Source organism: Saccharothrix lopnurensis, from assembly GCF_042658445.1.
GTDB classification, from domain to species: Bacteria; Actinomycetota; Actinomycetes; order Mycobacteriales; family Pseudonocardiaceae; genus Actinosynnema; species Actinosynnema lopnurensis.
The window spans coordinates 17396-31077 of sequence record NZ_JBHSQO010000021.1; the positions used below are offsets into that span (position 1 = coordinate 17396).

General features: G+C 73.0%; 7 protein-coding genes. All 7 read right to left on the bottom strand.

From position 1 onward, the window contains the following. Nucleotides 1-5 precede the first annotated feature (5 nt). The gene (locus ACFP3R_RS20935; protein ID WP_380638043.1) at nt 6-854 is read right to left on the bottom strand and encodes an SDR family oxidoreductase; all 849 of its coding nucleotides are present in this window, start codon (nt 852-854) and stop codon (nt 6-8) included. Continuing rightward, complete coding sequence (locus tag ACFP3R_RS20940) at nt 851-2203, bottom strand: MFS transporter (RefSeq protein ID WP_380638044.1); 1353 nt, start codon at nt 2201-2203, stop codon at nt 851-853. The genes ACFP3R_RS20935 and ACFP3R_RS20940 overlap by 4 nt, the downstream gene beginning before the upstream one ends. Then, complete coding sequence (locus ACFP3R_RS20945; RefSeq protein WP_380638045.1) at nt 2200-5313, bottom strand: condensation domain-containing protein; 3114 nt, start codon at nt 5311-5313, stop codon at nt 2200-2202. The genes ACFP3R_RS20940 and ACFP3R_RS20945 overlap by 4 nt, the downstream gene beginning before the upstream one ends. After that, nucleotides 5310-6431 (bottom strand): MupA/Atu3671 family FMN-dependent luciferase-like monooxygenase, encoded by a 1122-nt coding sequence (locus ACFP3R_RS20950; protein WP_380638046.1) that lies wholly within the window; start codon nt 6429-6431, stop codon nt 5310-5312. Before ACFP3R_RS20950 ends, ACFP3R_RS20945 begins: the two co-directional genes overlap by 4 nt. Beyond that, nucleotides 6424-9465 carry a type I polyketide synthase gene (locus ACFP3R_RS20955; RefSeq protein WP_380638047.1) on the bottom strand — a complete coding sequence of 1014 codons (3042 nt, stop codon included), beginning with the start codon at nt 9463-9465 and terminating at the stop codon, nt 6424-6426. The genes ACFP3R_RS20950 and ACFP3R_RS20955 overlap by 8 nt, the downstream gene beginning before the upstream one ends. Continuing rightward, entirely contained in the window at nt 9462-12572 is a 3111-nt protein-coding gene (locus tag ACFP3R_RS20960) for a non-ribosomal peptide synthetase (RefSeq protein ID WP_380638048.1), read from the bottom strand. Before ACFP3R_RS20960 ends, ACFP3R_RS20955 begins: the two co-directional genes overlap by 4 nt. A gap of 70 nt (nt 12573-12642) precedes the next feature. After that, the gene (locus ACFP3R_RS20965) at nt 12643-12912 is read right to left on the bottom strand and encodes a phosphopantetheine-binding protein (protein WP_380638049.1); all 270 of its coding nucleotides are present in this window, start codon (nt 12910-12912) and stop codon (nt 12643-12645) included. Nucleotides 12913-13682: the final 770 nt, after the last annotated feature.

Sequence of the window (13682 nt, forward strand, 5' to 3'; positions counted from 1 at the left end):
GGGCGTCACCGGGCCGAATAGCCCGCGTCGACGGTCACGGTGGTGCCGGTGACGCGCTGGGAGGCGTCGCAGGCGAGCCAGAGCGCGGCGGCGGCCACGTCGGCCGGCTCGACCAGCCTGTGCATCGGCTGATCGGCGGTGAACAGCTCCTCGTGCTCGGCCAAGGGGACGTCGAGCACCCGGGCGACCTCGGAGAGCATCCGCCCCTCCACGGCGGGTTCGTCCCGGATGTTGCCGGGGCACACCGCGTTGACGCGCACGCCGTACGAGGCGTAGTCGAGGGCGCTGGCCTTGGTGAGGCCGACCAGGCCGTGCTTGGCCGCGACGTACCCGGCGAAGTTGCGGTAGCCCACCAGACCCGCCGTGGAGGCGATGTTGACGATCGCCCCGGAGCGGCGTTCCACCATGGCGGGGGCGAACACCTTGGTGGCGCGCCAGGCGCCGCCGAGGTCGACGTCCACCACCAGTTGCCAATCCGCCTCCGACGTCTCGTGCACCGGCCGGCCGGAAGGGGCCACGATGCCCGCGTTGTTGACGAGCACGTGCGGCGCGCCGAACCGGTCGTGGGTCCGCTCGCGCAGCTCGGTCAGGGCCTGGAGGTCCCGGACGTCGACGGCCGCGGTGAGGACGTCGGCGCCGAGGCGGCGGCAGGTGTCGGCGGTGTGGTCGAGCTGGCTCGCGGTGCCCATCGGGTAGGGCACGCCGGGCACCGGGGCGGCCACGTCGAGCAGGACCAGGTCCGCGCCTTGGGCCGCGAAGGCCAGCGCGCAGGCGCGCCCCGCGCCCCGCGCGGCCCCGGTGATCACCGCCGTGCGCCCTTCGAGGACGCCGACGGTCGGGTGCGCCGCGGTCATCGGACCGTCGCCCCCCTGCCCGACGTGGGCTCCGGGTCCGCGTCGGGCGCGATCCGCGCGCCCTGCTCCGGCGCGGCGGGCCCGTCCCGGTCACCGCCGGCACCCGGCCGCTCGTCCATGGCGCGCAGGCCGGGCGACCGCCAGCTGACGGCGATCAGGACGAGGTAGACGAGGGCGAAGCAGAGCATCGGCACGCGCAGCCCGGCCAGGTCCACCAGCCACCCGGCGGTCAGCACGCCGATCGGGGCGGCGGTGAGGGCCATGGCGCCGGTGAGGCCGAAGACCCGGCCGCGCAGCTCCTCGGGGACGCGTTCGAGCATGACCGTCGAGAGCATCGGGTTGAGCGGTCCGCCGGCCACGCCGACCAGGAAGCAGATCACCGTCACCCCGAGGGCGCCGGGTTCGAAGTAGAGCATCATCCGCAGCACGCCCACGACCGCGAAGCAGCCGAACAGGGTGTAGCGGCGGTTGGCCAGGATGTTCCGGCTGGCGGGGCCGTACAGCAGGGTGCCGACGATGGCGCCGACGCCGACGGCGCCGAGGAACCACCCCAGGGCCGCGCTGCTGCGCAGGACGTCCTGGGCGTAGACCGGCAGGAACAGCGGGGTGAAGGCGTCGTCGAGGAAGTTGGTGACGACGACGAAGGCGGTCATCGCGCCGATCACCGGCATGGTGCGGATGAGCGCCACGCCTTCGCGGAGCTGGCCGAAGAAGCCGGGCCCGGCCGCCAGTTCCTCCCGGGACCTCGTCCTCTCGGTGACCGGCACCGCGAAGGCGACCAGCGCGGCGGCGACGAGGAAGGTCGCGGCGTCGACGTACATGCCGACGGCCGAGCCGCTCGCCGCGATCAGCACGCCGGCCAGGGGCGCCCCTGCCACGAGACCGAGCCGGGGGGCTGCCTGGTACCAGGAGTTCACGCTCTCCAGCCGGGCCCCGGCGCCCTCGATGACGGGTTTGAGGAGCGTCATCCGGGCGGCGGTGGCAGGGGTCGCCACGATCGTGCGGGCGAACAGCAGCGCGAGCAGCAGCGGGACGGGCAGCCCGGTGGTGGCGTCCAGGAGCGGCACGAGCAGCACCAGGATTCCCGCGGAGAGGTCGGACAGCACGCTCAGCCTGCGTCCGCCGAACCGGTCGACCAGGACGCCGCCGACAGCGCCCGCGAAGATCATCGGCAGGGCGCCGACGAACCCGGCGAGACCGGTGGTGACGGCCGAACCGGTGGTGTGCAGGACGTACAGGGGCACCGTCACGATCGTGATGGCGTTGCCGAAGGCCGACAGGTACTGGGCCACCAGCAGGAACACGAGCGGGCTGCGGCGCCGGACGGCCGCCGTGGTGCTCTTGGTCATGCCTGTTCCCCCTGGTGCCCGCGGCGCTCTCGGCTGAGTCGTGCGAAGAGGCGTTCCATCGTTTCCCCGGTGACCCCCGTCGCGCCCGGAACGCCGACCGGGCCCCGGGCCTGCCGCGCCACCTCGAACAACCCGCGCAACTCGCGGGCCGCCACCTCGGCGGCCTCGCGGACCGCGGCCGGGTCGACGGCGTCGGGGTTGTGCAGCCAGCGCAGCACGGCGTGGCCGTCGCGCACCCCGACCGTCACGTCCACGTCCACCTCGCGCTCCACCTCGGTGTTGCCACGGGCGGCGACCTGCGCCGATGCGGTGAAGGGGCCGTCCGAACCGTCAACGGGGGAGGTCAGTTCGCCCAGGTGGTTCACGATCACCCGGGGCCGTTCCAGCGCGGCGAACTCCGCGCGCAGGTCGGGATCGGCGGCGCAGACCAGCATCCCGAACGTCTTGCCGGAGTCGGGGACCCCGCGCAGCGCGGCGGCGGTGGCGCGCAGGTCGTCCCGGGCCGAGCCGCCGGTGAGCGGCACCCGGAAGGGGTGGGCGGACGCGTAGAACCCGACGGCCCGGTCCGGGTCCCACTCGGGCAGCGCGGCCAGCGGGTCGCGGCCCAGGCCGATCAGCCACACCGACGGCTGGTCGTGCGGTGCCCAGCGCCGCAGCGCGCGGGCGACGGAGGTGAGCGCGGCGGCCCGCAGCGTGCCGTGGCCGCCGGGCGGCAGCGCCACCGACACCTCCGACGACCGCTCGCGGGCATAGGTGTTGGGGCCGTCCAGGCGCCAGCGGTAGTGGCCGGTCCCGCTCGTCTGGGCCCGCCAGTACCCGGCGTGCGGCGCCGGGTCCAGTGCCCGCACGACGGCGGCGTGTTCGGCGTACCCGGCGCGTTCGGCCACCAGCGGCCGGCCCCGGTAAGCGGCGGCCAGGTCGGCGATGACGATGCCCCAGGACATGCCGTCGATGACCAGGTGGCTCGCGCTGAGGACGACGCGGTCCGCCTCGCCGGGCGCCCCGGGCAGGAGGCTGACGGCGAACAGCGGCCCGGTGACGCGGTCGAAGTCCGCCCGCTGGGCGTCCACCACCCGCTCCGGGGCGACGCCGGCGGGCTCCGTCGACCAGCGCCAGTCCGCGCCGGGCACGAGCCGGGTGCCGAGGACGCGGTCGGGGCGCAGGGTGGTGGTCAGCGTCGGGTGGGCGCGGACCACCTCCCGGGCCGCCCGGCGCAAGCGCTCCGGGTCCAGGCGGCGGTCCGAGGTGAGGACGTGGCTGTGCGAGAGGTCCTCCACCCGGGACAGCCCGCTCCTCAGGAGCATCTCCTGCTCGGGGCCGGGAGGTCCGGGCGAGGGGGCGGGCGCGCGGTCCGCCGGGGCGTCGTGGCGCGTGCCGAGGACGCGGGCGAGCCCGGCCGGGGTCGGGTGGGTGAAGACGTCCTTGAGGGTGACGGTGAGGTCGTCGGCGCGCAGTCGGTGGGTGAGCCGGACGGCGAGCAGCGAGGTGCCGCCGCTGGTGAAGAACACCGCGTCGGGGTCGGCGCGTTCGACGCCGAGCACGTGCCCCCAGGCGGCGGTGACCCGGTCCAGGACCGCCGCGTCGACCGGTCCGCCGGCCACCGTGCCGGCTCCGGCGTCGTGGCCGAGCAGAGGGGGCGGCGGTGCCGGCGGCGGCGGGGCGGGCCGCCGCAGCGGCTCGTCGGGGCGTTCCGCGAACTGCTCGACGAGCTGGAGCAGGCGGTCGGCCAGGTCGGCGACGGTGGCGTGGTCGAACAGCGCCGTCCGGTACTCCATGCGCCCGTAGACGACCTTCCCCACCCGCCACCAGGCGGTGGTCAGGTCCATCGTGGAGATGCCCTCGGGCACGGCGTTGGCGTACACCTCGGCGCCGGGCAGTTCCAGGGGCCGCGAGTCGTCGATGTCCAACTGCACCAGCATGGTCCGCAGCAGCGGGTACCGGGTGGCGGACCGGCCGGGGGTGGTGGCCTCGACGATCTCCCCGAAGGGCACTTCACGGTGATCGGCTACGGCGGCGGCGGCAGCGGTCGTGGCCGCGAGCACGTCCAGCGGGGTGGGGTCCTCGGGCAGCCGGATCCGCAGTGGGATGCTGGTCAGCAGGAACCCGATCAGCGGTGCCGCCTCCGGCTCGCCGCGGGTGGCGGTGGGGATCCCGATCACCAGGTCGCGCTGCCCGGTGCGCTCGTACAGCAGCGCGGCGTACGCGGCGGTCATCGCCGTCGCCGGGGTGGTGCGGACCTCCCGCGCGCGGCGGAAGAAGGATTCGGCGACAGCCCCGTCGAGGATGAAGCCGTAGTGCTCGCCGGCGTGGTCGGAGGTGTTGGGACTGCGGTCGTAGGGCAGGGCGAGGTGCTCGGGGACGCCGTCCAGGAACGTGCGCCAGAAGTCCCGGTGGCGGGCGCCCTGTGGACCGGCGAAGCACTCGCGCTGCCAGTGGGCCCAGTCGCCGAACTGCACCGGCATCTCGGCGACACGCGGCGCACGCCCCTCGGCCAGGGCCCGGTAGTGCTCCAGGAGCTCCTCGTTGAGGCGCACGTACGACCACTGGTCGACGAACGAGTGCGGCATGGTCTCCACGACCTGGTGGTCGTCCTCGGCGACCTTGGCCACCGCGAGGCGCAACACCGGGTCGGTGGCGAGGGCGAAAGGGCGGCGGACCTGCGCGGCGATGAACTCCTGCCGGCGCCGCTCGGCCTCGTCGGCGGGCACGGCGGTGGTGTCGGCGGCCGTCAGGTCGGTGTAGCCGAGGTCCGCCCGCCGGTCGGGGTGCACCCGCAGGTAGGGGCGGCCGTCCTCGGCCTCGGCGCCGGAGCGCAGCAGGTCGTGGCGGCTCACCAGGCTGTCCGCGGCGCGGCTGAAGAGGTCCAGGTCGAAGGCTCCGAGCACGCGCAGCCCGTAGCCGAGGGTGTAGGTGGTGGTTCCCGGATCGAGCTGGTCGAGGATCCACAGGCGTTCCTGGTCCATGCCGAGCGGGAACCGGTCCCGCGGCCCTGGCCTGGGCCGCAGCACCGGGCCGTGGCGGGCGGCGAGCCGATGGGTGAGCGCCGCGCGCTGAGCGGGGGTGAGCCGGGCGAGCCGGGTCGTCAGCCGCTGGTCGGCGGGAGTGTTCACGCGGACCTCTCCACGGCCGCGGCACCGAGGTGGAACAAGGCGGGCAGCGACTCCAGGACATCGGTGGCCGGGAGCCCGAAGTCGATCAGGCAGCCGACCTCGTCGGCGCCGGCCGCGGCCAGGTCGGCGAGGACGGCGCGGGCCTTGGCCGGGCTGCCGAGCAGCGAGGGGCCGGTCAGGAAGTCGAGGTAGGCGTTCTCCAGGAGCACGAATTCATCACTTCCCCCCGTCTGCCTGCGGAAGGACCGCAGGTAGGCGTGCATGGCCGGGCGGAGGAAGTCCTCCAGGTCCGGTCGATCGCTGACGTGTGCGTGTGTCATGACCACGACGTCGCCCGCGCCGGGATGTCCCGCGTCCTGCCACTCCTGCCGGTAGCGGGCGATGTTCTCCCGCAGGGCGGGCAACGTCTGCCCGAGGAGCGCGGTCGCCACCCCGTAGCCGGCCCGGGCGGCGGTGACGAAGGTCTGGGGTGTGCCGGTGGCGGTGAGCCACACCGGCAGCTCCTCCTGGACGGGCCGAGGGCGGGTCGAAACCTCGGTCGTGGTGCCCGCGGTGGACGGGTACGGCAGGGCCTCGCCGCGCCACAGGGCGCGCACGTCCTCGATGGTGCGGCCGGTGACCTCGCGCCGTTCCCGGTAGTCGTCACGGGCCAGGGCGAAGTCGTCCGGGTGCCAGCCGCTGCCGAAGGAGAGGCCGACGCGGCCGCCGGAGAGAACGTCCACGACCGCCCACTCCTCGGCGATGCGGGCCGGGTGGTGCAGCGGGGCGGCCACGCTGCCCGCGTGGATCCGGATGGTGCGGGTGCGGGTGGCGACCGCGGCGGCCAGCAGCGCCGGGTTGGGCGAGAAACCACCGAAATCGACGAAGTGCCGCTCCGGGAACCACACGGCGTGCTGGCCCGCCGCGTCGGCCTTGGCGGCGGCTTCCAGGACGAAGGCGTAGTAGGCGGCGGCGTCGGCCTGGTCGGCGCTGGCGAAGAAGTAGAGGCTGCGGCGCAGGTGCTCGGGCAGTGCCACCGGGGCCTGCAACTGCCCGGCACGCTGGCTTCGCAGACCCGCGCTCAGCCGGCGCCGCTGTTCCGGGTTCAGCGCGTCGAGGCGCGAGGAGAGATCACTCATGGTTCTGCCCGTTCTCGTTCTCGATCTCCTCCAACAGGAGCAACAGGGCCTCGTCGTCGCGTTCCGCGACGAGTTCCGCGGTCCGGGCCGTGAACCCGGCGAGGGAGGAGTTCTCGTAGAGGTCTTGGAGCCGGATCTCCACCATGAGGGCGTCGTTGACGACGCTGACCAGGTGGGCGGCGTGCAAGGAGGTGCCGCCGAGGTCGAAGAAGTTGTCTTCTGGCCGCAGTCCGGTGATGCCGAACGCCCCCTGCCAGATGTCGCGGACGGCGTCGGCCGTCGACGCTTCTCCGGACGGCTCCGCACCGGCGGCCGGGAACGGGTCGGCGCCATCGGCCACGAGAACCGGATCCGTCGCAGTCGCAACGGCCGGCGGGTGGACCTCGGGGGCCTGGGACGTCGAAGACTCCACCCAGTGGCGGTTGCCGGTGAAGGGGTAGGGCGGCAGCGTCACGGCGCGTGCGGGCCATGCCGGGTCGGCCAGCGGGTGGCCCGCTGTCCACAGCACCGCCAAGGCGTCGTGCCATTCGGCGGTCTCGTCCGAGCCGCGGCGGTCCGACGCGTCGACGACGAGGACGTCGCACTGCGCGGCCGAGGCCGCCCGGCGGACCTCCGCGGTGGCCGCGTGGGCCCGGTGCAGGCCGAGGACGGTGTCCGGGCGGGTGTCGAGCAGCGTGGTGACCGCGTCCGTGAAGCGGACCGGGTTGCTCATCTGGCGTCCCCAGTAAGCCGGGTCGACCGCTTGGGCTTCGGTGAGCAACGACCCGGTGAGCCCGGAGATGATGGGGACCGCGGGTACCGACAGGGACAGGGAGGCGACGAAAGCCCCGAACTCCTCGGCGGGGCCGACCATCGAGCGCGAATGGGCGGCGCGGGCGATCGGCAGGCGCTTGGTGCGGATCCCGGCCTCGCCGCAGCGCGCTTCGAAGGCGACCAGAGCCGTTTCGCGGCCGCCGCAGACGGTGTTGTCCAGTCCGTTGAGCACGCACACGTCCACCTCCAAGCCGGCTGCGAGCCGTACCGCGGTGTCCTCTCCGGCGCGCACGGCGGTCATCGCCCCGGGTTCCGCAGCGGCCATCAGGTGTCCTCGGCGCACGACGGCGGCCGCCGCGTCGGCCGTGGAGAAAACACCCGCGTGGGCGGCTGCGGTCAGCTCGCCGATGCTGTGGCCGAGCAGCAACCCCGGAGTGAGGCCGTGTCGCTCGGCCTGGCGAAGGCCGGCCAGTCCGAGGATGAACAACAAGGGCTGGACGAAGGTGGTGTCGACCAGGCGCGGATCGCCGGCGAGCCAGTTCCGGGCGTCGGCCAGGTCGGGTCCGCCGGCCCGGCGCACCTCGGCGGCGAGTTCGGCCAGGTCGGCGGCGAACCGCTCGTCCCCGGCGGCGAGACCCGCTCCCGCGCCGGCCAGGTCGACACCCTGACCGGGCAGCACGGCGGCGAGCAACGGAGCGGTCACGGCGCGGCGTCCGCCGTTGCCGGCCGCCGCGGTCAGCTCGGCCACCAGGTGGTCGCGGGCCTCGGCGGGGTTGGTGGGCAGGACGGTGGCCCACCGTTCGGGTAGTGCCCTGCGGTGGTGCCACAGCGTGCCGGTGATCTCGCCCAGGGGGAGTTCGGCGCCGTCAACGCCGAGCCACGCGGCCAGGTCGCGAGCTTTGTCCCGGAGGGCTTCGGGGGTGGCTGCGGACAGCACGGCGAGGTGAGGCGTGGCCTGACCCGCCGGGTCGTGCTCGACCGGATCGGTGGATCGGGGCGCCGCGGACAGCAGCACGTGGCAGTTGGTGCCGCCGAGCCCGAACGAGCTGACCCCCGCGGTACGGGGCCGGTCGGTGGGCCAGGGCCGCGCGACGCGGGGCAGTTCGAAGGAGGCGCAGCCCAGCTCTGCGTCGGCGCCGTCGCCGGGTTGGGACGGGGTTGGCGGCAGTACGCCCGCCTCGACCGCGAGGACCGCCTTGATCAGGCCGATGACACCGGCCGCCGAGTCGCAGTGGCCGATGCTCGGCTTCACCGCCCCCAGCGTGAGGACGGAATCGGCGGGCCGTTGCCCGTAGACCTCGGCCAGCGCCGCGAGCTCGACCTGGTCGCCGAGGATCGTGCCGGTGCCGTGGGTCTCGACGTAGCCGACATCGCGCGGTTCCAGCCCGGCGACGGCCAGTGCCTCGCGCAGGACGTCGGCCTGGCCCTGCGGGCTCGGCGCGGTGAGGCTCATGCGAGCGGCGCCGTCGTTGTTGACGGCACTCCCCAGCAGGTGGGCGCGGGCGCTCTCGCCGGTGCCGGGCAGGTTGGACACCCGGCGCAGCACCACGATGCCGGCTCCGCTGGAGGGCACGGTCCCCGCCGCGCCCTCGGTGAATGCGCGGCACCGGCCGTCGGGCGAGGTGACACCGCCCTCGGCGAACGCGTAGCCCTGCTCCGCGTCGAGGTGCACCGTGGCCCCGCCGGCTATCGCGATGTCGCACTCGTAGGTGAGCAGGCTGCGGATCGCCTGGTGCACCGCGACCAGAGAGGTGGAGCAGGCGGTCTGCACAGTGATGGCCGGGCCGGTCAGACCGAGTCGGTAGGCCAGGCCGGTGGCGAGGAAATCGCGGGAGTTCCCGAGGGCGAGCTGTTCGGCACCGAGCGCGAGCAGGATCTTCTCGTCCTTGAGGACGTGGTCGCGGTAGTACGTCTCACTACCGCACCCGACGAACACCCCGATGCGGTCTTGGGTGCGTTCGGGGTCGACCCCGGCGTCCTCCAACGCCTGCCAGGCCACTTCGGTGAGGACCCGGTGCTGGGGATCGGTGGCCGCGGCCTGGGAGGGCAGCATGCCGAACAACTCGGCGTCGAACCGGTCGAACCGGTCGATCTGCCCCGCGCGCAGCCGGTCGCCGGGTGTGGTGGCGGCCGGCAGGGAGACGACTCCGTCGGCGATCGCCGCCCAGAAGGCCCGGGGGTCCGCGCTACCGGGCACTCGCAAGGACAGGCCGATGACGGCGACGGCGTCCCTCCCCTCCGGGGCCGTGCCGGGGTGCTCGTCGTGGCTGTTCTCGCTCACGCTTCCTCCTGGCGGGCGCGCCCGTCGGAGGGCGGACCGATGACGTCCGCGAGGCGGCGCGGGGTCGGGTTGCGGAATATGTGCTTGAGCTGGGAACCGCGGAAGCCGTTGGAGCGCTGGAGTGCGTTCAGGCGCACCGCCAGCAGCGAATTTCCGCCCAGTTCGAAGAAGTTGTCGTCGCGTCGCACGGGGACGCCGAGGAGCTGCTGCCACACCCGGGCCAGCAGGCTCGCCGCGTCTGCCGGCTCCCCGGGAGGCACGTCCGTGCCGGTGTCGGTGGTCGCCTTCGGAGGGTCGGTGTCGCCACCGCGCGTGGGCTGGGGCAACCGGGTCGCATCCAGCTTTCCGTTGACGGTCAGCGGTAGCGACGACACCGGGGTAAGGGTCGCAGGCAGCATGTGCGCGGGCAGACTTGAGGCCAGCCACCGGCGCAGCTCCGCGAGGTCGGGAGCGGTGCCGGAGCCGACCACGTAGGCGTCGATCCGCGAGATGGCCGCGTCGTGGGCGTCGCGGACGACCGCCGCGGCCCCGGTGACGGCGGGATGGGCCAGGAGCGCGCCGCGGATCTCGCCGAGTTCGATGCGGTGACCGCGGACCTTGACCTGGTCGTCGAGTCGGCCCAGGTGCTCCAGTTCTCCGTTCGGCAGCACCCGGCCGCGGTCGCCGGAGCGGTAGAGGACCTCTTCCGGGAGCCCGGCGAGGCTTCCGGGCAGGAAGCGCTCGGCGGTGAGTTCGGGCCGGTTGAGGTACCCGGCGGTGACGCCGTTCCCCGCGACGTGGATCTCGCCCGGGACCCCGGGGGCCACTGGGCGCCTCTCCTCGTCCAGGACGTACAGCCGCCACCCCGGCAGGGGGAGTCCCACCGATCGGGTCCCGGCGAGGGCATCCGCCCGGGTCAGGTCGCGCCACGTGCAGTGCACGGTGGTCTCGGTGATGCCGTACATGTTGACCACGCGGCAGGTCCGCTCCGGGTGGCGATCCATCCAGGGCAGCAGCATCCGCGTGTCCAGCGGTTCACCGCCGAAGATCAGCAGGCGGACGGAGAGCGGGTCCGGTGCGGTTGCGTCCGCGGTGAGGAGCTGCGCGAACGCGGAGGGGGTCTGGTTGAGCACGGTGACGCGCTCGGCGACGAGCAGGGCGTGGAAGGCATCCGGGTCGCGGGCGGTCCAGTGCGGTACGACGACCAGGTGGCCGCCGGTCAGCAGGCACCCCCACACCTCCCAGACGGAGAAGTCGAAGGCGAAGGAGTGGAAGAGGGACCAGGTGTCCCGCTCGGTGAAGCCGAACCCCTCCGGGCCGGCCGTTGCGGCCAGCAGGGCGACTACGTTGCGGTGCCGTACCAGAACCCCCTTGGGGGTGCCGGTGGAGCCGGAGGTGTGGATGACGTAGGCCACCCGCTCCGGGTCCGGTTCGGGCAACGGGGTTCCGGCGTCGGCGGGCGCGGCGTCGGCGGGGAGCAGTTTCACGTGCGGCGGCAGCAGTGCCGGGTCAAGGTCGGTCACGGCCGTGGTGAGGCCGGTGTCCTCGACGATGAACGCCAGCCGTTCGCGCGGGTAGTCAGGACTGAGGGGCACGTAGGCGGCACCGGCCTTGAGCACCGCGAGGAGGGCGACGACCAGGTTGGTGCCGTGGCGCAGGCAGACACCCACCCGGTCACCGGCGCGCACACCCGATTCGGCCAGGGACAGGGCGAGCGCGGTGGCGCGTTCGTCGAGTTCGAGGTAGCTCAGTCGCTGATCCCCGCAGCTGACCGCGGTGTGACCGGACAACCGCGTGGCCTGCTCGGCGAAGAGCGAGACGAGGTCGGTTCCGGCGGTGTCGACGAGCGGCGGTTCGGCGGTGTCGACACGGTCGGTTGCGGCGACGGTGGAGAGGAGGGCGTTCGGGTTCTTGACCATGGTGGTGAGCGTGGCCTCCAGTTGGCGGCAGAAGCCGGTGGCCCCGGTGGTGTCCACCTCGGCCGGCCGGTGGCGCAGCAGGCCGCGCTGCTCGCCACCGAGGTCTTGCCGGAGGTAGAGGGCGAGCGGGAACTGGGCTGGTCCGAACCCGGGGTCCGGCAGGGGACGCGCCGCCAGTTCCGGCGTGATGATGTCGGGCAGCGTCCGGCAGGGGACGACGACCAGGGACAGACCGGCGCGGTCGGCAGGGGGCAGCACTGCCGACAGCGGCAGATCGGCGTTCCGGTAAGCGGACATGGCGGACCTGTGGGCCTGACGCAGGTAGCCGGCCACGGTTTGGGCGCCGCCGGTGTCCAGCGGCACCGGCACGGTGGCGCTGAAGTAGCCGATGGCGGTTGCGTGGCGAGGGGCGCGGCGGGAGACGGTGGTGCCGAGCACGGGCCGGGCGGTCGTGCTGTTGCGGCTCAGCACCAACCCCGCGACGGCGAGCACCAGGGAGTGGTGGGTGAGGCCGAGCCCGGCCGCCAGTTCGCCCGCGGCGTCCCACACCGCGTCGGGGATCAGCAAGGGCACCGTGTCGGACGACCCGGCTGAGGCCGGTCCGGCCGCGTGAGCACCGGGGGTGCGGGCCCATTCCAGAGCCGCTGATACCCCGGGGGCGAGTTCACGGGTGAGGTCGGCGGCTCGTCCGAGCCGCTCGGGCGGCAGTTCGTGCTTTCCCCGGGACCACTGTGCGAAGGATTCGCCGGGCACGTCGGGTACGTCACCGAGCAGCCACTGGGCGAGCACCGCCATGGACGTTTCGTCCACGAGCAGGTGATGAACCGTCAGGCACAGGTGTGCAGTCCGGGAGCTGTGCCTGACCAGGACGACGCGCAGCAGGGGACCGTTGTCGAGGTCGAACGGGCGCAGCGCCTCCCGGCGCAGGCGGGCTTGGGCGAGTGGCCCGTCCGGGTCGACCGGGGCGTCGGCGACGAACAGCTTCGAGGGCCTGTGGGCCGGGGCGAACACCAGCCGATCGTGGTGTTCCGCCACCCGCGCGCTCAGCAACGGATGGGCGGCGAGCACCTCGTCCAGCCGGGTGTGCAGGAGGTCCAGGTCGAGGGCACCGTCGATGCGCAGGAACAGCGCGGAGTTGTACGTGGCGGGGTCCTCGGCACTCCGGTCGGCTGCGTACAGGTCGCACTGGCTCAGCGTGAGGGGCAGCACCGCTGTGTCCCCGTCCGCACCCGGGCTGTCTCTGCGGGGTCCCGGGCGGCTGTCCTGGTTCGCCGGGCCGCTAACCGCGGCCATCGGGGATGGCCCGGGTGAGGGTGGCGGCGTCCGGGGCGTCCAGAACCTCCAGGTAGTCGACCTCATGGCCGGTCAGCCGGAAGATCCGGTCGGCGAGCAGCACGGCCTTGAGCGAGTCCCCGCCATTGGCGATGAACCCCGTGTTCACCTCGGCACCGGTTCCGAGCACTTCCTTCCAGGCTGAGGTGATCTCCGCTGCGAAATTCCGCACCGCGCGCCCGTTCGCGGCGTCCTCGAACAACTCTTCTGTCGGCATGGAAAAGTCCCCCGTTGGTGGTTTCACTCTTGGCAGTCCTGCTTTCCGCAGTCGCCCCAGGGCGTATGGAAACTGCCTACCATGGAATGTGCCATGGGATGTACGACGAGCGTCGGCGCGCTTCGGCGGCCGCTGTGATTGCGCAGGAACGCTCGCAATGCGCGTTCGCGTCAGGAATTTATGATTATTCCCCTACTTCCGGTCGGCGCGCCGCCGGCCCCCGTCTCGGACAGTAGGGGTGACGTTACCGGCGATATCGAGAGCCGGTAAACAACGAGACGTGGGATTCACTCGGATGGCCCCACTTCGATCTTGCGCCGGGTTGGCGGGTTCGGTGCTGCGCCTTGAAGCAACGCTGCGGTCTGGAATCGTGATGTAGGAATATTCATGGGCCAGTTGTCGTATCGGCGGAAGAGTCTTGAGGCCCTTGGGTTCGGCCGTGCTCGCCGTTGCGGTCGCGGAGCAGGGAGCGCGGTCACCCCGTCCGGTGACCGAGGTCGGCGATGAGGCCCTGGTCTGCTGTACGGTCCCTGCCTGTGCGAGGTGGGCGATGATGCCCGTGCCATGCGGGATCTGCCAGACCGCCGGGTCGGCGATGCGGTAACCGAGTCGGACCAACTCACCTTGGATGCGCCGATGACTCCGCTGGAGGTTCTTCCTGATGAGCTCACTTGCGGGCCATGAATCTGCGATGCCGGGCGGGCGGCGTACTTGTGGGTGCAGAAGTTGGCCACGCAGTTTGAAGTGCGCTTAGGCTGCTGGGGTTCGTG

Bases quoted from the DNA above. Each gene is read 5' to 3' on its own strand.
- ACFP3R_RS20935 (WP_380638043.1), bottom strand. From the start codon at position 854: ATGACCGCGGCGCACCCGACCGTCGGCGTCCTCGAAGGGCGCACGGCG.
- ACFP3R_RS20940 (WP_380638044.1), bottom strand. From the start codon at position 2,203: ATGACCAAGAGCACCACGGCGGCCGTCCGGCGCCGCAGCCCGCTCGTG.
- ACFP3R_RS20950 (WP_380638046.1), bottom strand. From the start codon at position 6,431: ATGAGTGATCTCTCCTCGCGCCTCGACGCGCTGAACCCGGAACAGCGG.
- ACFP3R_RS20965 (WP_380638049.1), bottom strand. From the start codon at position 12,912: ATGCCGACAGAAGAGTTGTTCGAGGACGCCGCGAACGGGCGCGCGGTG.